Annotated in this window: 16 protein-coding genes; 6 read left to right on the forward strand and 10 right to left on the reverse strand. The window is 61.1% G+C overall.

What is annotated here, in order from left to right; genetic code table 11:
- Positions 1-5: 5 nt before the first annotated feature.
- Positions 6-1,778 carry an alpha/beta hydrolase family protein gene (locus M0H32_RS25625; protein ID WP_248159229.1) on the forward strand — a complete coding sequence of 591 codons (1,773 nt, stop codon included), beginning with the start codon at positions 6-8 and terminating at the stop codon, positions 1,776-1,778.
- A gap of 97 nt (positions 1,779-1,875) precedes the next feature.
- Here M0H32_RS25625 and M0H32_RS25630 read toward each other — a convergent pair whose 3' ends face one another.
- The 6 genes from M0H32_RS25630 to M0H32_RS25655 form a co-directional block, all read right to left on the reverse strand.
- Positions 1,876-2,352 (reverse strand): PAN domain-containing protein, encoded by a 477-nt coding sequence (locus M0H32_RS25630; RefSeq protein WP_248159231.1) that lies wholly within the window; start codon positions 2,350-2,352, stop codon positions 1,876-1,878.
- Positions 2,349-3,731, reverse strand: a complete 1,383-nt coding sequence (locus M0H32_RS25635; protein WP_248159235.1) for a GMC oxidoreductase — start codon at positions 3,729-3,731, stop codon at positions 2,349-2,351. The genes M0H32_RS25630 and M0H32_RS25635 overlap by 4 nt, the downstream gene beginning before the upstream one ends.
- A gap of 164 nt (positions 3,732-3,895) precedes the next feature.
- The gene (locus tag M0H32_RS25640; protein WP_248159238.1) at positions 3,896-6,232 is read right to left on the reverse strand and encodes a GumC family protein; all 2,337 of its coding nucleotides are present in this window, start codon (positions 6,230-6,232) and stop codon (positions 3,896-3,898) included.
- A 114-nt stretch (positions 6,233-6,346) separates the two neighbouring features.
- Positions 6,347-7,660 carry an O-antigen ligase family protein gene (locus M0H32_RS25645; protein ID WP_248159242.1) on the reverse strand — a complete coding sequence of 438 codons (1,314 nt, stop codon included), beginning with the start codon at positions 7,658-7,660 and terminating at the stop codon, positions 6,347-6,349.
- A gap of 105 nt (positions 7,661-7,765) precedes the next feature.
- Positions 7,766-9,097 carry a glycoside hydrolase family 5 protein gene (locus M0H32_RS25650; RefSeq protein WP_248159244.1) on the reverse strand — a complete coding sequence of 444 codons (1,332 nt, stop codon included), beginning with the start codon at positions 9,095-9,097 and terminating at the stop codon, positions 7,766-7,768.
- The gene (locus M0H32_RS25655; protein WP_345779371.1) at positions 9,094-10,326 is read right to left on the reverse strand and encodes a glycosyltransferase; all 1,233 of its coding nucleotides are present in this window, start codon (positions 10,324-10,326) and stop codon (positions 9,094-9,096) included. The genes M0H32_RS25650 and M0H32_RS25655 overlap by 4 nt, the downstream gene beginning before the upstream one ends.
- Positions 10,327-10,757: 431 nt before the next feature.
- Between M0H32_RS25655 and M0H32_RS25660 the strand changes: the two genes are divergently transcribed.
- Positions 10,758-11,540: a WecB/TagA/CpsF family glycosyltransferase gene (locus M0H32_RS25660; protein ID WP_248159250.1), complete on the forward strand. Its 783-nt coding sequence runs from the start codon at positions 10,758-10,760 to the stop codon at positions 11,538-11,540.
- An 8-nt stretch (positions 11,541-11,548) separates the two neighbouring features.
- Here the strand turns inward: M0H32_RS25660 and M0H32_RS25665 are convergent, their stop codons facing one another.
- Positions 11,549-12,301 (reverse strand): cobalt-precorrin-6A reductase, encoded by a 753-nt coding sequence (locus tag M0H32_RS25665; RefSeq protein ID WP_248159253.1) that lies wholly within the window; start codon positions 12,299-12,301, stop codon positions 11,549-11,551.
- The gene (locus M0H32_RS25670; protein ID WP_248159255.1) at positions 12,288-13,385 is read right to left on the reverse strand and encodes a cobalt-precorrin-5B (C(1))-methyltransferase; all 1,098 of its coding nucleotides are present in this window, start codon (positions 13,383-13,385) and stop codon (positions 12,288-12,290) included. Before M0H32_RS25670 ends, M0H32_RS25665 begins: the two co-directional genes overlap by 14 nt.
- Positions 13,386-13,515: 130 nt before the next feature.
- Between M0H32_RS25670 and cobA the strand changes: the two genes are divergently transcribed.
- The 3 genes from cobA to bchE all read left to right on the forward strand — a co-directional run bounded on the left by cobA (position 13,516) and on the right by bchE (position 17,411).
- Positions 13,516-14,394 (forward strand): uroporphyrinogen-III C-methyltransferase, encoded by an 879-nt coding sequence (cobA, locus tag M0H32_RS25675; protein WP_248159256.1) that lies wholly within the window; start codon positions 13,516-13,518, stop codon positions 14,392-14,394.
- Positions 14,384-15,703, forward strand: a complete 1,320-nt coding sequence (locus M0H32_RS25680; RefSeq protein WP_248159258.1) for a cobyrinic acid a,c-diamide synthase CobB — start codon at positions 14,384-14,386, stop codon at positions 15,701-15,703. Before cobA ends, M0H32_RS25680 begins: the two co-directional genes overlap by 11 nt.
- Before the next feature lie 112 nt (positions 15,704-15,815).
- Positions 15,816-17,411 (forward strand): magnesium-protoporphyrin IX monomethyl ester anaerobic oxidative cyclase, encoded by a 1,596-nt coding sequence (gene bchE / locus M0H32_RS25685; RefSeq protein ID WP_248159259.1) that lies wholly within the window; start codon positions 15,816-15,818, stop codon positions 17,409-17,411.
- Here the strand turns inward: bchE and M0H32_RS25690 are convergent.
- Both M0H32_RS25690 and M0H32_RS25695 read right to left on the reverse strand, forming a co-directional pair.
- Entirely contained in the window at positions 17,360-17,989 is a 630-nt protein-coding gene (locus M0H32_RS25690) for a class I SAM-dependent DNA methyltransferase (protein WP_248159260.1), read from the reverse strand. The two genes, bchE and M0H32_RS25690, sit on opposite strands and share 52 nt — an antisense overlap.
- A 53-nt stretch (positions 17,990-18,042) precedes the next feature.
- Positions 18,043-18,636, reverse strand: a complete 594-nt coding sequence (locus M0H32_RS25695) for a Crp/Fnr family transcriptional regulator (protein WP_248159261.1) — start codon at positions 18,634-18,636, stop codon at positions 18,043-18,045.
- A 114-nt stretch (positions 18,637-18,750) separates the two neighbouring features.
- Here M0H32_RS25695 and M0H32_RS25700 point away from each other — a divergent pair, with 114 nt between their 5' ends.
- On the forward strand, positions 18,751-19,320 hold the full coding sequence (locus tag M0H32_RS25700) for a hypothetical protein (RefSeq protein ID WP_248159262.1): 570 nt from the start codon (positions 18,751-18,753) through the stop codon (positions 19,318-19,320).
- Positions 19,321-19,639 lie beyond the last annotated feature (319 nt).

Genomic DNA, 19,639 nt, shown 5'->3' on the forward strand with positions numbered 1-19,639 from the left:
AACAAGTGATCGACAACCAATTCGAAACGGCGCCCGGTGAAAAATCGAGCCCTGCACACCCGTATTTCTTTGACGGGCTTGCCGGATATTTTCACCCTGCCGGCGGACGCACGGCCATCTTGTTGCTGAGCCCCTGGGGCTATGAGGAGCTGTGTTCGCGCAAGAGCTACCGGATGCTGGGCGAAAAACTGGCCGCGTCCGGCTATCCTTGCCTGCGTTTCGACTATCCGGCGACCGGGCATTCGCAAGGAAATCCATCTGAACTGAATCACAGCAACGCCTGGCGCGGTGCCGTCACGAGTGCCTTGGCGGAGCTCCGGCAACACAGCGGCGCCGACCGCATTGTTGTCGTCGGGCAAGGTATCGGCGCAAGCCTTGCCGCCGATCTGGCACAAAGCGAGCCGGTGGCGGGACTGGTGCTACTTGCCCCCGTCGCACAGGGCCGCGCTTATCTGCGCGAGCTGGCTGCCTGGACCGCCATGACCCAGCCAACTTTCCTGGTCAGCGCGTCGGACGGGCCGGAAGGCGGGTTGATGGCAGGAGGCTTCGTGCTCTCCAGCGCGACATCTGAAGAAATCAAGGCACTCAATCTTTTCAAGATGAAAATGCCGGCCAAGGTCCCGACTCTGTTGCTGGAACGCAAAGACCATCCGGGCGATGACAAGCTTGCACAGCATTTGGCGGCATCAGATGTTCCGGCCGACCGTATGGAGTTCGAGGGCTATGTCGACTACGTGTCCGATCCGACCCTGTCGATCGCGCCGGAGGCAACGCTCGATCGAATTGTCGAATGGGTGAGGGGCACTTTCCCTTCCGAGGAAAAAATGGCCCCTACGGCCGCCTGCCGCATCCCGACCGGGCCTTTGTCGGACCCGGGGTATCGTGAAGACCTGGTACGGTTCGGCCCCGGTGACATGTTTTTTGGGGCGCTGACGCGGCCGCACAACGGCACGCCTGACACCGCCGTCCTGTTTCTGAATTCCGGCTATGATCATGCCATTGGCTGGGCTCGTATGACCGTCGGTTTCTCAAGGGCATTGGCTGCTGATGGGGCAGCTGTTCTGCGCATGGACCTCGCCGGCATCGGAGAAAGCCGATATTGGCCGGATCAACCGCCTCAGGTGCTCTACTCGGACCGGCAGGTGGACGACGTCCGGGCGGCCATCGATTGGTTGCAAAGTCACATGAAGGCTGAGCGGATCATCCTGGCGGGGCGCTGCAGCGGTGCCTATCTGACGCTGCTGGCGGCGGCGCGGGACGAGCGTGTGAACGGCGCCTTCCTGATCAACCCCCGCCGTCTCGTTTGGGATCCGGACGAGGACGTTGATCAGGCGATCCGCGAGCCGATCCAGACGCTCGAGACCTACAGCCGCAAGATATTCGATCGGGAGACGGTCAAACGGGTTCTGTCCGGTGAAATCAATCCGGTCTCGGCGGGCAACAAGCTCTCGCGTGCATTGGCAACGAAGTCGGACCGGGTCTTCGCGCCGGTTCTGCGCAATTTCTCCAGGCATCATCGGCTGTCAATGACCCTTTTCAATCGACTTGACGCATTGAAGGAGCGCGGCATTCCTGTGCACCTGGTTTATAGCGTAGGCGATCGTGGACTGACGGAATTGGATCTCTGGTTCGGAAACGATCGTGAGGGATTGGCAGCCTATTCAAATCTGACGGTCAGCAGCATCGCCGACGCGGATCACAACCTGACCCCGCTCAAATCGCGCCAGGACGTGCAGGCGCTGTTGCGCGCATTTGTATTCGGCTCCGGCGGGGAATGAGCAAGGGCGCTTCCAGGAAATCGGGTGGCGATGCCATAGACGCTTTCCAGCTCGAAGTTTCTGGCAACGATCCGTTGGAACGCTACCGTGCGCCAGTCTACCATCCGTCTCTGCGGCCGGAGACATATCGGGAATCGCCGGTCACAGGTGTACCGGTCGATCCGGATTTCAGCCAGCAGGCCCGCCGTTTGCCGCTGTCAGAATGAGATGCCCGCGCGTAGGTAAAGGCCTTGCAGCTGGAATCCTGTTCGCAGGCCGTCACGCATTCCTGGACACTGCTGACCTTCAGCTCATCGTAATCGCCACCTGGAATGTCGACATTGTCCCGAACCTCGAGAATGTCGCTTGTCACTGCCGTGTCCGCATCCTGAAACGCAGCCCATTCCTGCTCGGTGAGCAACCAGCCGTCATCATAGGTGGGAAGCGTCCGGTCTTGCGGAGTGCCCGGCAGCCCGACCAGCTTTTTGATTTGTGATCTGAAGGTCAGGCCAACCGCGGTCGCCACGGCTCCGCCGACGGCGATGCCGGTGAAGCCAAGTAGAAGATCCCGTCTTGAAAGAGGCGCTTTTTTCATGAGGTCCCGGAAATCTTGTCGCCCAGCCTCGCGGCGAGGGCCATGAGTGTCAGGGTGGGGTTGGCATACCCGCCAGACGTGAACACGGAGGACCCGGCCACAAACAGATTGCCGTATCCATGGACGCGGCAGTCCCTGTCCACGACGCTGGTTCGCGGTGAATCGCCCATTCTGGTTGTGCCCATCGTGTGTCCGCCGCCGGTCACGTTGCGGGCAATTTCTTCGTTGCGGATAGCCAGTCGGGAGGGACCGGCTTCGACAAGCGTGTCGCTGAGGAACTCGAGGGCGGAATCCACCGCTCGGAACGTGTCTGTGCCGATGTAACAGATAGCTCTGAGGCGGCGCAGACCCGCCGGATCATGACCCTCTGCCACCTTGAGGCGGTTTTCTGCCTCGGGTGGCATTTCGGACCGGACGTTCAACTCGTATGCGATCGGGGGTGTTGTGAAATTGCCCACCAGGAACCTCTCGACCGGATCGTCGAGGTCCACGTCGCTGTCGAGGAGTTCAATCGACAGATCGATCGATCCAAGTTGGTCGTAGAGCGCGTCGTCAGGTGCGACGGCGGGAATAGCGATGCCAAAGTCCTCGGGCAGTTTCGGAAGGATGTGGTCCGCGGATGCGAGAATGCGCGCGCAATTGTAAAAATGCGGATGCTCCATCAGATAGCGCCCGACCTGATCCTCCTCGTTGCCGACGGCTTGTCCTGACTCGCTGGAGGAACTGAGCAGGATCTGAGCGTTGCCGACACCGCCTGCGGCAAGCACCACCGTCTGCCCCTCGCGCAGCTTCACAAGCATGTCCGGACCGTCCGGCGTATAGATCGAGATCGCATCGATCGAGCGCCGGTCGTCAGAAGGATGCAATTCCTTGAGCGTTGTTGTCAGCGCGATGTCGGCCAGTGAGAGCTCTTCAAGGAGGTCAGGCTCGGAATTCAGATTGAGGGCCGGTTCGGCGGACAGCGGCCGATAGTCAAAGCCGGGAACAAAGGGTTTGTCGTAGGTGAGAAACGCGTCCGTTCTGCGCAAATACCCGGCAGCAAGCAGGTAGTAGGGATCGAGATCCTTTCGCGAGATTGGCCAGTCGCGGAAATTGCGTTCGGTCAATGGCGTGCACCAGCCTGCCCAGAAGGCTGAGGTGCCGCCAAGCATGCGACCCCAATGTAATGGCCAGTACTGGGCGTCAAAATGCCCGCGACCGAACATCGTCGTGAAATCTTCCTGGAGCGTGCCGTCATATTCCAGCATGCCGCTCTCCAGGATGAGAGCGGACTTGCCGCCGCGGGCAAGACGTTTCACCAAGGCATAGGCCGCCAGGCCGGAGCCGGCGACAATGACATCGTATTTCTCAATCTGAATTTCGCGAATATTGACGAACATTGAACGAGTCCGGTTGGAAGCTTCAGTATGAGGGCGTGTCCGGCAGGAGATGAAGCTTGGAAATGGCAAACGCGAATTTTGTCTAAGCCATGGGCTTTAAGATTGTGTTGTCGGGCATCACGCACGCCTGACCCGTAACAAGTCCTTGTTGTTCTTCTACAGCATCAAGCGTATTTGCGCCTTTTTGGTGATGTCGCGCCGGTCATCGTACGGACCAAGCCGGCTGTCCGGTTTCCGGCGATTGTCAGCAAGTCCCGCGCAAGGATCGGCATCGAGATCTGGCCTTCCTCGCGCTCGGCCACTGTCACGAGGAAATTGGTGGACAGGCCTACAAGCGGGTCATCGTCGGCAAGCTGGGGCAACGCCACGCCGTCAATGATGACGAGGTCGTAATCGCGGGCAATGTCTGCGAACTCGAAAGCCTCACGGATGTTCATGCGGTGGTGTTTGTATTTCGGCAGGCCCGAGACCAGTGAAACGAAGGAAATCCCGAGCTCCTCGTAGTCCGTGACCCGGTCGCGCAACGGCCCGGCTTGCTCGTCCGGATCGACGCTCAGATCGTGACTGAGCATGCGTTGTTTCGGTTCTCCGTCGGCCAGAAGGACATCGAGGTCGCGCTGAGCGGCACTGAGGGCGAGTGCGAATGCCGTCACGGTCTGTCCGTGACCAAGCGTCGGCGAGGTCAGGAAGGAAATGCGGGCCGAGTTTTCCACCGGGGTCTTCAGAATATCCGTGACAATCCGGTCGACCTCACGCGCGAAACGCTGGTTGGGGCCTTTCCGGCCGGCGGCGAAACGCTCGATGGTCTCCTGGACCGCCGAGATGGCATCTGACGATAGCGGCCTTGTATTGCCCGCCCGATCGGTCTGCGACAGCCATGGCAACTTCGCAACTTCCCGAAGTTCCGGCGTTGCGTCGCGGCTCTTCAGGCTTTGGGTGCGTCTGGAAACACGCAGCTGGGCCAGTTTGCTTGCTGGTCCTGCAGTGCCCGTCGCGCTCTCTTCCAGACGGACAGGCGAGCTGGCAGGCTCGGCCAGCACGGCAGAGGGCGCCGCCATAACGGGAAACTCGCTGAGAAGGCGTCGCTTCGCAATCCGGAGAGCCTCTCCACTCACGGCCAGGATCGTACCGATCACCAGCCCGAGCATGCCGGCGAGAATCACCATGATTTTTCTTTTCGGATAAATCGGGCTTTCCGGGGGTGTTGCCGGGGAAATGATCCGGGCGTTCGGCAGGACGACCTGTTCGAGCTGGGAAATCTCCTTGGCTCTGCTCAGGGCTATCTCATAGAGCTGACGGGTCGCCTGGGCCTCCGTCTCCAGTTCGCGCAGCTTGATCGAAGCTGCTTCGTCCACATTGGACAGGCCTCTGGTCGAATCGAGCTGTTGCTCGAGTTTGGCGACCTGTTCCTGGCTGACCTGAAGGTCGATGCGGGTGGATTCGGCGATCCGCCTGACCTCGTCGCGAATGAGAGCACGCAGGCTCTCCAATTGCGAGCGGGCGCGGATCGCGGAGGGATGGGACGGCAGCAGTTCGGCCAGCAGTTGCGCTTCGTTCCTGGCAGCTTGAGCATATTGCTGGCGCAACGAGGAAATGGTCGATGAATTGACAACATCGCCGATGGCTTCCGCGTCGACGCCATTGCTCAGGACGCGCTGGATTTCGTCATATTTGGCGGTTGCCTGCGCAAGCGCCGACCTGGCGTCGATCAGGCGCGAGTTCACGCCCGACAACTCCTGTTCCGTCAGCAGCAGGCCTTCGTTGGAACTCTGCAGCTTGTTGTCTGCCTTGAACTTCTGGATATCCGATTCAGCCTGGCGCAACCGCTCGCGCAGATCGATCAGCCTGTCGTCTATCTGGGAGGCCGCCTCGTTGGAGACGCGGCTGGCTTGCCGCTTCTGATCCGACAGATAGCTTTCGGCAATGGCGTTTGCCAGGACGGCAGCCTGCGTCGGCGACGGCGATTCGGCGGAAATGCTGATGACATAGGTCTGACCGACCCGTTTCACCACCGTTGCATCCGCCAGCGCTTCGACGGTTGCCGATTCCTGGGCTTCGAGTGTTGCGGCATCCTTTTGGGTGTTGCCGGTGAAAAGGCTCTTGAGCTGGCTGAAAAGGCCGGGACGTCCTTCGCCGAAAAAAGGATCGTCAACTAGGTTGTTGTCACGGGCCACCGGCCGCAGGACCGTGTCCGAATGAATGACCGAGATCTGACTGTCGATCACTTCCGAGCTCTGGCCGGTGCGGTTGGGCCGGTTCGGGTCGTCAAACGGCTGGCGCACCAGTGGATCGAACAGGACCTGGGACGAGGCGCTGAAGATCGGCGTGAGCGTCAGCGAATAACCGGCGGTCAGAACCGCGAAAACAAACGCCAACGCCAGAATCAGCGGAATCCGCCGGCGGACAATTTGAAGGATCGACAGCACGTCAAGCGCAAGGTTGTCGCGCTCCTGCGAGCGCGTGTCAGCGTTATCCGGATCTGCGATATACGGGGGTGTCACCAAATTTCACCTAAGGACCTTACGGGCACATCTCATACTGCTTGTAAGCACTTATGGTTAGTGAACTGCTAATTTGAGGCGACAGTGCGATGCGGTCGATCCTGGCAAGCACTGCTAAGCCGAGCCGGCGTGCCTCCAGGTGCGCGTCATTGCGTGCGGCAGGAGCGCTGCAATCATGAAGATGATCCAGTTGAGCGAATAGGCCCGGAACCAGCTGCTTTCCAGCAAGTTGTGGCAGATCACAAAAATCAACAGCGCATAACACAGGAAGGCCATCCGGCGATCCAGCCTTACGACTCGTGCTGCGGAAAACAGGGAGGCGAGGATCAGGAACACCAGAAAGACCAGGCCGACCAGGCCGAGTTCCACCAGCACGTCAAGGTACCCATTATGCGCCTGTGTCAGTGCCTCGATAAATCCGGGAGCTTCCCGGAAGGCGATTGAGTCCGTCCCCGTCGCCCAGAAGGAGGCATAGCCCTGGCCCAGGATCGGCGCTCTGGAGATCACGTCGAGGACGAAGGCCCAGATGAAGGTTCTGCCCGTAAAGGTTTCGTCGTTGAATATGAGGACCGACAGGTCGGCGAAATCAAACCGGGTCACCGTGGAAATGAACGACCACAAGAGCGCGACTGTGAGCGCTCCGAACAGAAGCAGGACAGCCGCATTGATGCGGAAGATAAAAGCCATGCCGACGAGGAGATAGGCGATCATGGGCGCGACAAAGGCCAGTCCAAGCGACGTCTTTGATTGGCTCAAAAAGAGCAAGGCGATCGCCAGCGCAGAAATGACCAGCATGACAAACCGTTTCCAGCGGCCGGTTGCCGTCATCAAACCGTAGAGGTTGAAAAGGAAGGCCAGGGCCATGATCGCGCCAAGGGTGTTCTTTTGCGAATAGATGCCGGCATGCCCGATGGGGGTGGGCGGAAGAACCGCGACGGCAGCGGTGTTCATCAGGACCACGACGCTCATCAGGACCATGAGCCGTCCGAGCAGGGCACGGGCATCGTCCGTAAAGGAGACCGCGAGGACAAGACTGAGCACGATGATGATCTGCAGGACCACACGGCGGAACGCGATGCCGGGAGCCGGGGACCACAGGACGCTCATCACGGCCAGCGTCAGATAGGCAAGGAGCAGCCAGACCACCGGACTGCGCAAGACCGCGAAGGCCTGCAAGAGACGCCTTCCGGAGCACACCAGCGTGAGGCCAAAAAGGCCGATCCAGAACAGCTGATTCAGGGCGTTGGAATGCGATCGTCTGAGGTTCGCCGGCCCGTCCGACTCGCCGGAAAACTCGGCCAGGAAAGGTGCGATCAGTATCGGGTAGGCAAGCAAAATCACCGGAATCAAGTTGAAGATCCGGTCCCGGAGTGTCCCCTTGTGCCCGCCGGCCTTTGGCCGGGAGTGTTCAACAGGATGAACTGTCAAAGCCTTCTCCAGATTAACCTGGCAGCTCATGTGCTTCCAGGATAAGAGCCTATTGCTCCATTGCCCGGCTCGTGACGGGGAAGTCGATCTCCGTTGTCCCGGACGTTATGGCCCGACCGGCAGCTTCGCGGCTTCGGCATTGAGGCCGAGCGCGTCGACGATGCCCGGATCGATCGTTTTCGTGTCCCTGTCCGTCAACAGGCCGAACTCGGTATCGTAGGACCAGAGCGCCCATCCGTACCCCAGCTCCTCCACGATCGTGCGCACATCGTTGATCCAGGCCAGTCTGCTGCCGTCGTCGGGGATACCCTTCGGGGGTCTGATGGCGCTGAATTCGCCCAAAACGATCCGCTCGGAGGCAATACCATATTTCTCCGACCATTGTGCCAGAGTGTCGAAGCGGCCTGCAACATAGGCCCGGTCCGGACGCTTGCGGTTGTAATAGTCCCTTATGCCCGACATCGCCTTGTCGAAGGCATCGTCCGGCAGCTCTTTACCCTGCTCTTTCAACAGCTCCTGATATCGCCGCGTGAGCTTCTCGGCGGATTCGATGCTGCCGTTTGTCCACGGATAGGTCAGGCCGGCGATGTAGCGGAGCGGAAACTGGGACCAGGAAATGGACTGGTGGGTCAGGTAATAGGGGTCATAGAAATGAAAATCGAAAACGGTCCGGCCATCGTAGCCTTCAAGGCTCATGTTTTCGAGCCCTCCCAGGGTGTGCCAGCACGCGGGTGTAAGCACGATGACAAGCTCCGGCGCGGCACTGCGCACACTGTCGAAAAGCCGTTTCTGGGTCACCGACCAGTCTTCGCCGTCGTCCCGGTAGCAGGGAGACTGGGGCTCGTTCATGAGCTCCAGGGCAACTTTGTCGGCGGGCAGATCGCGCAGCCGCTTGGCAACATCGACGAGAAACGTCTGATAAGCCTGGAACCGCGGGCCGTGCGTGTCGGCAAGGATGTCCTTGGGTTTCCAATCCGAGCTGTAAGTGGCCGGATGACTGTCAACCATCACGGAAAAACCGGCCTCGATCAGCCGCAGTATCAGGGTCTTCAGGTCGTCCAGCAGAATGCGCCGTTCCGTGTCGGTTGCAGCCAGAAAAACACCGGCGTCGACCGGTAGCCTGAAAAAATCCATTCCAAGTGCCTTCAACCGGTCAAGTTCGCTGTCTGAAATGCTTGACAGGGGGCCTCGAAAAGGCGGCCAAAGATATTTGCCGGGACGGTCAGGGTCGCGATAGGCATAGTTCTGCAGGCGGGACAGGTTGATGCCGCGCTGGAAATGGGGAAGGACCACGTCTTCGCTGCTGATGGCCTGTACGATGTCCGCACGGATGCGCTGGGCCCGAACCTGCATGATCAGGGCGCCGGCAAGAATGCAAATCAGGACCAGGCCGGAAAACACAAGCCAGAAGAGGGACCGTCTGGTCCTGAAGGTCATGTCGCGTGGCTCCGCTGCTGAGGGATTGCCAGAAGGTCTTCAATATCCTGACGATAGACCGCGCCGATCATTTCAGGGTTGAACCGGTCGTGCAAGAGTCTGGAACTGGACGCAATTTCCTTGCGGAAATAGGCATTTTTTTCAAGCAATTTCTCAAAGGCCTCGGCGATGCCGCGAATGTCGCCGGGCCGCACCGAGACCCCGGCCTGAACGTCGTCGAGATATCCGTCGATGCCGGTGTCCTTGCCGTAGGCAATCGGGATGCCTGCGAAGAGCGCTTCGAGATACACCATCCCGAAGGTCTCATTGTGGCTGAGGAGCGCCATGCCGAGATAACCGGGCAGAGCCGCGAACAGCGCGTCGCTGTCCATGGGGCCGAGAAGGCGCACGCTGTCCTGCAGGCCCAGGCGAGTGATTTCCTGGTCAATAGCTTCTACGGAGTCAGGGCTGCCGGGCCCAATCAGGTCCAGGCCGATATCGGGATGGGAATGCCGGAACTGCGCAAATCCCTTCAAAAGGGCCGAAGCGCCTTTTCTGCGGCGGATATCCAGGTTGAACACGCTGGTGAAGCGGTTTCCTGCCGGACGCGTCCGAACCTCGGTGGTCGTGTTGGCGACGATGTTCGGCAACAACCGTTCTTTGTCCGGTTGCTCAGGCAGATAGGTGTGAAAGGTTTCACGGAACCAGGCGGACACATGGTAGATCCGGTCGGATCTTGCGGCGATCCGGCGCATCAGGCGCCGGTAGGTCGGCTTGAAAAGGAGGATCTTCCGGTCTGCTTCACCGCGCACCGACACCATCAGCTTGACGTCCTGCCCAAGGCGATCACACAGCCAAAGGGCCGAAATGCCCTCGAAGGCGAATTTATGCGCATGAATGATATCGGGCAGGAGCTGTTCCTGTTCCAGGAAGGCCGCCACACGCCGCGCCACGACGCGCATGCAACTGGCCAGAAACAACCCCATCGGAGGGGCGAAATAGCGGTAGGCAATCACGCGGACATTGTCGGTCGCCCCGCAATCGATGAAATGGGTCTTTACCGGATTGCCGCTTCTGGAAAGGGAGATCACGATGTGGTCCGAGTCCGGCGCTTTTTTCACAAGCCGTTCGACCGCCGTTGTGGACCTGTCTCTATGAGGATTGGGATAGTCGGCACTCAAATGCAGGATGAGCGGGCGGTTTCCGCCGCGCGCTTCTTGCTGTTGTTGAAGACTGGATTCGGTGCTCAACGTTTTGGATTGCCTTGGGCGTGACTGTCGGTACCGGTTCGTCGGCCTTGCGCCGATCGGACAACAGCATAGTGTCGCTGATCATCCTCGGACAGGTGGGGAAATGGGTTCTTAACTGCTTTGCGTGAAGGCTTTGTTACTGCAAAGGCTAACCATTCTTGTTTCCGTGAGCCTTTCGGCCAAAGGCAAGGAATTGTAAATGTGCCGATGTGACAGGTGCACATAACGGGCTCTACCCCACAAACGGGAGCATTGCGACGCGACAATCCCGGTCCGGGAGATCCTTCAAGCGGACCGGCCCGTCGATCAATTGTTTACCTTCGCTGCAAATCCATCGACGAAATTAAAGATTTGTCATGCCCTACAGGATAGGCATGTCAGTGCTTACCTAAACACCTACCCATCGTTGTGACCGGGTTGCCGGAGCGGGAATGCTAGCCAGAGACACGGAATTCGAGACGTCAGCGGAAACGGCCGGTCCCATCGCGATCGGACCCTTTGCCATGCAAAGATTTCAGCTGGCTGATGTCGTCGCCTTGGTTCGCTCCCACGTGCAGCAGCGCAAACCGCTCGACATCGCCATCTGCAATGCCCACACCATTTTGACGGCGCTGGACGATCCGGACTATGCCGACACGCTGCAGAAGATGACCTTGCTGAATGACGGCATCGGCATCAGTCTCGCCAACCGGTTTCTGCATGGACAGTCCTTCCCGGAAAACCTGAACGGCACGGATCTCATTCCGAACATTCTGGCAGATATCGGCTTGCCCCTGCGGATCTACCTGCTGGGCGCCCGGGAAGAGCAGGTCACCGGTGCCAGGGCGCAAATCGAAGCGACCTACCCGATGCACGAGGTGGTCGGTTGCCGCGACGGCTATTTCGGAGCGGACGAGACCGACGAGATCTGCGCTGCCATCAACGAGGCCAAGCCGGATCTTCTGCTGGTCGCGATGGGCAATCCGCGCCAGGAGTTTTTCATCACAAGCAACCGGTTGCGGCTGGACGTGCCGGTGGCGATCGGTGTCGGCGCGCTGTTCGACTTTCTGTCCGGCGCCGTCGTGCGGGCGCCCAGGGCCGTGCAGAAACTGGGTCTGGAATGGCTGTTCCGCCTGCTTCAGGAGCCCCGCCGCCTGTTCCGGCGATACGTGATCGGTATTCCGCGTTTTCTGTTTGAGATGGCCAAGGTCAAATACCGAAGACCGGCCGAATAATCCTGATCCTAACCGGTCAGGAGAGGCCGGAGCCGCTTCAGAATGTCTTCGACGGTGTCGGCAGTTTCGGCTTCGGGCAAGGCCGGGCGGTCGACCATCAGAACCGGCAGAGCCAACCGGCGCGCGGCCTCGATCTTGGCATGGGCGCGGGTTCCGCCGCTGTTTTTCGTGACCAGATGCGTGATCCGATTGCGTTCCAGCAGCGCGATCTCCTCATCCGCCGTTTGCGCCGGCCGCGCCAGAACCAGCTGCCAATGATCGGGGAGCTCGGCACTGGGCGGCTCGATCATGCGCGCCAGTCCGAAGAGATCGCTCCGGTGGGTGAAAAGCCCGAAGTCCTTGCGTCCGACCGACAGAAACACCCGCGCCTCGGCCGGCAACACGCTTGCGGCCTCTTCCAGCGAGGCCATCGTCTGCCAAATGTCGTCCTCGACAGGGCGCCAGGCCGGCCGCTCCAGCCGCAGCAGCGCCGTACCGGCAACTGCCGCTGCGGCGGCCGCATTGCGGCTCATCTGTGCGGCAAAGGGATGGGTGGCGTCGATCAGAACCGTCACGGCTTCGGCCCTGAGATAGGCCTCGAGGCCTTGGGGCCCGCCGAAGCCGCCGACACGCGTTGGCACGCCGAGATCGGGCAGATCGGCGACAACGCCGGCGAAGGAGGCGGTGACGCGCGCTGCAGGGAACTGCTCGGCAAGCGCCCGGGCCAGCAACCTGGCCTCAAAAGTGCCGGCCAGGAGCAGGATATGATCAGGCTTCGTCAAAACCGCATTCTCCCAGAACCTCGCCGGACCGGTCGGTGATCAGGATTTCCACCGCAACCGGTGCATCTCTGAGGATCTCCCGCACAGCTGATCTCGTGCGCAGCGCCAGCGGTCCGCTCAAGTCGATCCCGGTGCTGAGCGCCCGGTCGAGCACTTCCTTGGCCGTGTTGGCGGTGGCGGCGGCGCGGATCTGATCCTCCGGCGCCCCGGCATCCGTCAGCAATTGCTGCAAGAAGCCGAAATCGACGGAACTGCGGGCGGAATGCAGGTCGAGCGCGCCCTGGGCCAGCTTGGTGAACTTGGCGAAACCGCCGGACAGCGTCAGCTTCTCGACCGGATGGCTGCGCAGGTATTTCAGGAGCCCGCCGGCAAAATCGCCCATGTCGAGAAAGGCGGTCTCATCGAGATCGTAGCGCGCCCGGACGGCGTCTTCGGAGGCAGATCCGGTCGCGCCGACAACATGGGTGAGGCCAACGGCACGGGCGACGTCGATGCCGCGATGGATCGAGGCGATCCAGGCCGCGCAGGAAAACGGCCGCACGATGCCGGTCGTGCCGAGCACGGACAGACCGCCGACAATGCCAAGGCGCGGGTTCATGGTCTTGAGGGCAAGTGTCTCTCCGCCGGCAATCGAAACTTCGATTTCGACATCGCCCGAGCCGCCATGCTGTTCGGCAATTTCCGCGATGGCCATCTGCATCATCTGCCGCGGCACCGGATTGATGGCCGGTTCCCCGGGCGGGATCGGCAGACCGGGCCGCGTCACGGTGCCGACACCGGTGCCGGCCTTGAAGACCACGCCCGTTCCTGCCGGCAGCAACCGTACGGTCGAGGTGATCAAAGCGCCATGAGTGACATCGGGATCGTCACCGGCATCCTTGGTGATTGTTGCAATCGCCGTGTCGCCGGACAGGTCGTGCCGGGTCAGGACGAAATCCACTGTGCCGCCCCGTGGCAGCGTGATTTCCACGGGGTCGGGAAAGGACCCGCTCAGGAGCGCGCAATAGGCCGCCTTGGCGGCGGCCGTCGCACAGGCCCCCGTCGTCCAACCCCGTCGCAATTCCTTTGGTTCGCCCTTTGACATTCGTCCTCTATAGCGGAACTTCGGCGGCTTTGCCTCCCTTGTGGCGGCTGCGCGATAAAATGTCGTAATCCGTTTGTTTTGGTTCGCGGAATCGCTTGGCGCTGTTGGCCCGGGCAGGTAAACAGGAAGCATGAACGACGACAAACACATCTCTTCAGGGCCGGGCACACTGCCGGCCGGGCTGCCTGACTTCGAGCCGGGATGGGTCTGGCTTGCCGGTGCCGGGCCGGGCGATCCGGGCCTGTTGACCCTGCACGCGCTCAACGGCCTGCGGCAGGCCGATGTTGTCGTCTATGACGCTCTTGTCGACCAGAGTATTCTCGCCTGGGTCAAACCCGGCGCCATCACCGATTACGGGGGCAAGCGCGGCGGCAAACCCAGCCCAAAGCAGCGCGACATCACGCTGAAGCTGATCGACTATGCCAAGGAAGGCAAACGGGTGCTGCGCCTGAAGGGCGGCGATCCGTTCGTCTTCGGCCGTGGCGGCGAAGAAGCGCTCGGCCTGGTCGAGGCGGGCGTGCCGTTCCGGATCATTCCCGGCATCACCGCTGGCATCGGCGGCCTGGCCTATGCCGGCATTCCGGCGACCCATCGCGACTGCAACCAGGCGGTCACCTTCCTGACCGGCCATGACCAGACCGGTCTGACGCCGGACGCGGTCAACTGGGACGGCATTGCCAAGGGCTCGCCGGTGATCGTCATGTATATGGCGATGAAGCACCTGGAAGCGATCGCCGGCAAACTCATAGCCGGTGGACGGTCTGTGGACGAGCCTGTGGGCATCGTGTGCAACGCTTCGTTGGCCGGGCAACAGGTTCTGGAAACAACGCTGGGCAAGTGTTTCACCGACGCCGCAGCCGCCGGAATCGAGCCGCCGGCTATTGTCTGCGTCGGTGAGGTGGTGCGCCTGCGCAACGGTCTGGACTGGCTCGGCGCCTTGTCCGGCAAGGTGCTGGAGAGCGATCCGCTGGGCTTGCGTGCAGACCGCCGTTCGGCCGATGCCGGCTGACCCTCCCGCTTCAAGGTCTCGCGGGCTTCTGATCGCCGCGCCGTCTTCCGGCGCCGGCAAGACCACGCTGACCCTGGCGCTGTTGCGCGCGCTGAAATCAGCCAGCAAGTCGGTGGTCTCCGCCAAGTCCGGCCCCGACTATATCGATCCGAAGTTCCACGAAGCCGCCAGCGGCGCGCCTTGCGTCAATCTCGATGCCTGGGCAATGACGTCAGAAACGCTGGCAACGCTGGCCGCTGAGCAGGCCAGGAGACATGACCTTCTGGTGGTCGAGGGCGCGATGGGGCTCTTTGACGGGGCCGCCAGCGGCAGGGGCTCGGCGGCGGATCTTGCCGCCACGCTCGGCCTGCCGGTGGTGCTGGTGGTCGATTGCGCAAAGCAGGCGCAGTCCGTTGCAGCGTTGGTCCATGGCTTCCGGAGCTTCCGGCAGGATGTCACCATTGCCGGTGTCATCCTCAACCGGGTCGGCAGCCCCCGGCACGAGGCAATGTTGCGCACGGCCCTGTCGCCTTTGCAAGTCGAGGTTCTCGGTGCTCTGCCGCGCTCGGACGCCCTGATCCTGCCCGAACGCCATCTGGGCCTGGTCCAGGCCGGCGAGCATCCGGATCTGGACCGTTTCCTGGACGATGCGGCTGAACTCTGCCGCAGCCATGTCGATCTGGAAAGGCTGGATCAGGTGGCCGGAGGGCTCGTGACCTCCATTTCCGGAGACCGGCATCTGCCCGCCCCGCTGGGGCAAAGGATCGCAATTGCCCGCGACACGGCCTTTGCCTTTTCCTATCCGCATCTGCTGGATTTCTGGCGGGCGGCCGGCGCGGACCTGTCCTTCTTTTCACCGCTTGCCAATGAGCCGCCCGCGCTTGATGCCGATGCCATCTATCTGCCGGGCGGCTATCCGGAACTTCATGCAGGCGAGCTGGCCGGTGCGTCGTCGTTCAAATCCGGCATGCGGGCGGCAAAGGACACGGGCAAGCTGATCTATGGCGAGTGCGGCGGCTACATGACCCTAGGAACGGGACTTGTCGATGCGGCGGGCACCCGACACGAGATGCTTGGCCTGCTGCCGCTGGAAACCTCGTTCCAGACTCGCAAGCGCCATCTCGGCTATCGCAAACTTCGCCCGTTGGGTGGCCTGCCCTGGACGGGAGACCTCACGGCCCACGAGTTCCATTACGCCTCGATTGTCTCGGAAGGCGCCTCGGACCGGCTCTTTGCCGCCGAGGATGCGGAAGGCACCGTGTTGGCCGGAATGGGCCTTCGCAACGGCGCCGTCATGGGCTCCTTTGCCCATGTGATTGCTTCCGCCTGAGCCCTCTGCACAAAAACTGCCGGCAATTCCTCCAAAGCGCCTGAACCGCTCGCGGCTTTCTGCACGCTCTCCTGCGCCTAGTCCCCATGGGGCCCAAGGAGAGTTTTCGAATATGCGTATTCTGATCGTCAATCCGCCGCACACCGCCATTGGCAGCCGCATTCCGGATGATCACCTGCCGCCGCTCGGGCTGCTATCCATTGCCGGACCGCTGATTGACGACGGCCACCATGTGGAGTTGCTCGACGCGGAATTCGGCCCGATGAGCGTCGAGGAGACGGTCGAGCGGATCGCCGCTTCGGGATGCGATCTGCTGCTGCTCGGACATTCGGGTTCGACCTCCGCCCATCCGACCGTGGCCGAGATCGCGCAGCTGGCAAAGCTGGTCTGTCCGGGTCTCAAGATCATTTATGGCGGTGTGTTCCCAACCTATCACTGGCGCGAGATCCTGGCCAAGGAACCGCAATTCGACGTGATCGTGCGTGGTGAGGGCGAAGAGACCTGCCGGCAGCTCGTCACGGCCCTGGACGAGGGCCGGGCGCTGGCCACGGTCAACGGACTGGCCTACCGTCATGGCGGCAAGGTTGTTTCGACGCCACCGCAGGTGATGATCCGCGACCTCGACCACTATCGCATCGCCTGGGAACTGATCGACTTTTCCCGCTATTCCTATTGGGGCGGAAAGCGCGCGGTCGTGGTGCAGTTTTCACGGGGCTGCCCGCATCCCTGCACCTATTGCGGTCAGCGCGGCTTCTGGACCCAGTGGCGTCATCGCAATCCGGAGATTTTCGCCGCGGAAATCGCCTGGCTGCACAGGGCGCATGGCGTCGAGGTGTTCAATTTCGCCGACGAGAACCCGACTTCCTCGAAACGCATGTGGCGGCGTTTTCTGGATGCGCTCATTGCCGAAGACATCGATATCACCCTGGTCGGCTCGACCCGTGCCGACGACATTGTCCGCGACCGGGATCAACTGCATCTCTACAAGAAAGCCGGGGTCGAACGATTTCTGATGGGCATGGAGCACACCGATCAGACCGTCTTGTCAAAGATCCGCAAGGGCGGCTCGACCAGCACGGACCGGGAGGCAATCAAGCTGATGCGCGCGCACGGCATGCTCTCCATGGCGACCTGGGTGGTCGGTTTCGAAGAGGAGCGGGACCGGGATTATCTCAGGGTCCTGCGGCTGCTGCTCGCCTATGACCCGGACCAGATCCAGTCGCTCTATGTCACCCCGCATCGCTGGACACCGCTCTTTGCAGATATCGGCCACCGCCGGGTCATTCAATTGGATCAACGCAAATGGGACTACAAGCACCAGGTGCTGGCAACCCGCCATGTGCCGCCGTGGCGCGTGTTCCTGTGGGTGAAGGCAATCGAGTTCATCGTGCAATCGCGGCCGAAGGCGCTCTTGCGGCTTCTGACGATGCGCGATCCGAAACTGAAACACGCCCATCGCTGGTATTACCAGATGGGGCGGCGGGTCTGGTTCCACGAGCTCTTCGGCTTCCTGTTCCGCGACAGGCGCGTCCGGAACGGCCCGACGGTGACCGAATTCTGGGGCGCGAGCCGTGACGGCGAAGACGCACTGGCGCGCAAGGGAGCCGAGCCTCTGGCCAGCCCCGGTCAACCGTCTCTGAAGGCTGTTGGCCTTGGTCAGATCACCTGCAGCACCACCAGTTCGCAGAAAACGTCTTCCTTGGTGTGATAGGGGCTGTGGGTGATTTCCAGCGTCTTCGTTTTACCGTCCTGTTCCAGCTGCTCGATCTTGTCCTTGAAGCCGTCCGCTTCCCAGGCGCTGTCTCGCACCGTGATGACGATGGCAGCGCCCGGCTTGGCGACCCGGATCAGTTCCTCAAGGCCTTCCGGACCGACATGACCGTTGGTGAACACGCCGGCGCTGACGATGCCGTCATAGGTGTCGTCGCCGATGTCATAGAGCGGTCCGCCCATATCGGCGATGTTCAGCTTGCGATAGGGCCCCTTTGAACGCGATTGCGCCAGCATGGCCGGCGTCAGGTCGATGCCGTCGATGGTCAGGTCCCATTTGCGCTTGATCAGTTCGATCCCGACCAGACCGGTTCCGCAGCCCGCATCCAGGATCAACGCCGTGTCGGAAACGTGTTTGACCAGCGCCTCCGCCGCGATTTCAGGGCCGACATAGCCGATCGCGAGCAGCAGGTCGTTGTCGTAATGCTCCGACCAGTCCTCATAGAACTCGCGGATCGCGTCGGGATCGCCGCCAAGCGAGATCGCCTGTTTCAGAAGCTGGTTTTCGTCCGGCATGGCGGTCTCCTGTTTGGGTGAGGAAGTCAATCTAGGCGAGGGCGGGATGGCAATCAAACTTCGCGCAGCAACCGGTAACGGTTTTCCGTCCGCTCGATCCGTTTTTCCCGGACAAGTCTGCTGAGCGCCCGGTAGATCGCCTCATGGGTGAGGCCCAGTGTTCTGCCGATGTCCGTCCAGGCAAGGCCCGGTTCCCGCCAGCCTTCGCCATCCGCCGGCAGCAGGGCCAGGTAGGCCAGCACCCGGTCGTCGGCGCGTTTGATGTTGCGCAGCTCGATCTGGCCTCTGAGATCCCGGATCGTGCGGGAATAGATCTTCAGCGCAGCGAACGAGACCTCGGGCCTGCTTAACGCGGCCAGGATCGCCTGTTTTTCGAAAACGGCGCATTCAACGTCCGTCTCGCAGATTGCGTCGCAATGGTAGCGCTCGGCAAACAGGGAGGCCTCGGCAAGAAGCTCGCCCGGTCCGGCGCGTTGGACAGCGACTTCCTGGCCGGATTCCAGCGTGCGCACCATGGTGAGCAGACCTTTTTGTACAAAATACATGCGCGTGATCGAGTCACCCGTCCAGAACAGATGGTCGCCGGACGCAAGACTGAGCTGGATGGACTCCAGTCCGGCCTGTTTCAGAATATCGGTGATGTCCACCCTGGCCCCTCAAAGGTGAATTGAACGTCATGCATATGATCGCGATCATATGAGAACGCTTCGGGATTTGCCACACTTGACCCACAAAGCCCCATCGACCTGCGAGAAGCACGCATGTTACCGATAATCCCACACAAGGCTTCGGCCATACTCGGAATATGCCTCTGCTTCTCGCATTTTTCTTCCGCACAAAGCGCGTCGCTGCTGCAGCCCTATGCCGGCGAAGAAACGCGGCAGATCAAGTCGTTGTCCGAGAAGGACATCGAGGATCTGCGTGCCGGGCGCGGCTGGGGGCTTGCCAAACCGGCTGAGCTGAACGGTTATCCGGGGCCAGCGCATGTGCTTGAAGCGGCCGAAGAACTCCAGTTGTCCTCGGAAACGAAAGCGCGCATCCAGGGCATTTTTGACGAGATGAATGCGGAAGCCCGCCGTCTCGGCGCGCTCTATGTCGATGCGGAACAACAGCTGGAGACAGCCTTATCCGATGGAACGGTTGAGGCAGCCAAGCTCGAGATCCTGCTGGCGGACGCCGAATCGCTGCGCACGGATCTCCGCCGGGCGCATCTTCAGGCCCATCTGGAGACGGCCCCGCTGCTGACACGGCACCAGAAGAAGCTTTATTCAAAACTGCGCGGTTACGACTCTGGCGGCGGACACGGGCTGGGGCATGGCGGAGCCCACTAATGGGGCGAGCGCCCGGTTTAGATTTCTCCGATATGTTTTGAGCAAATCAGACCCTCACCCTCAGGGTCTTCCCGGCCTTGAGCCGGGATACAATCCGCGTTGCCACGCACGCAGAGGACCGATTTTGAAAGAGGGTTCAAACAGCTCACACTGAATATGATTGGCTCTGGAAATGAGTGGATCCCGGCTCGAGGCCGGGATGACTTCGGTTGGAGGCGAAGCGCATTGCCAATACAGCCTCAACAACAAGCAACAACGTCAACCTGAGGAGCCCGCTTGCGCGCGTCTCGAAGGATCAGCCGCGCGATCCTGAGCCGTG

Source organism: Roseibium sediminicola, from assembly GCF_023156505.1.
GTDB classification, from domain to species: domain Bacteria; phylum Pseudomonadota; class Alphaproteobacteria; order Rhizobiales; family Stappiaceae; genus Roseibium; species Roseibium sediminicola.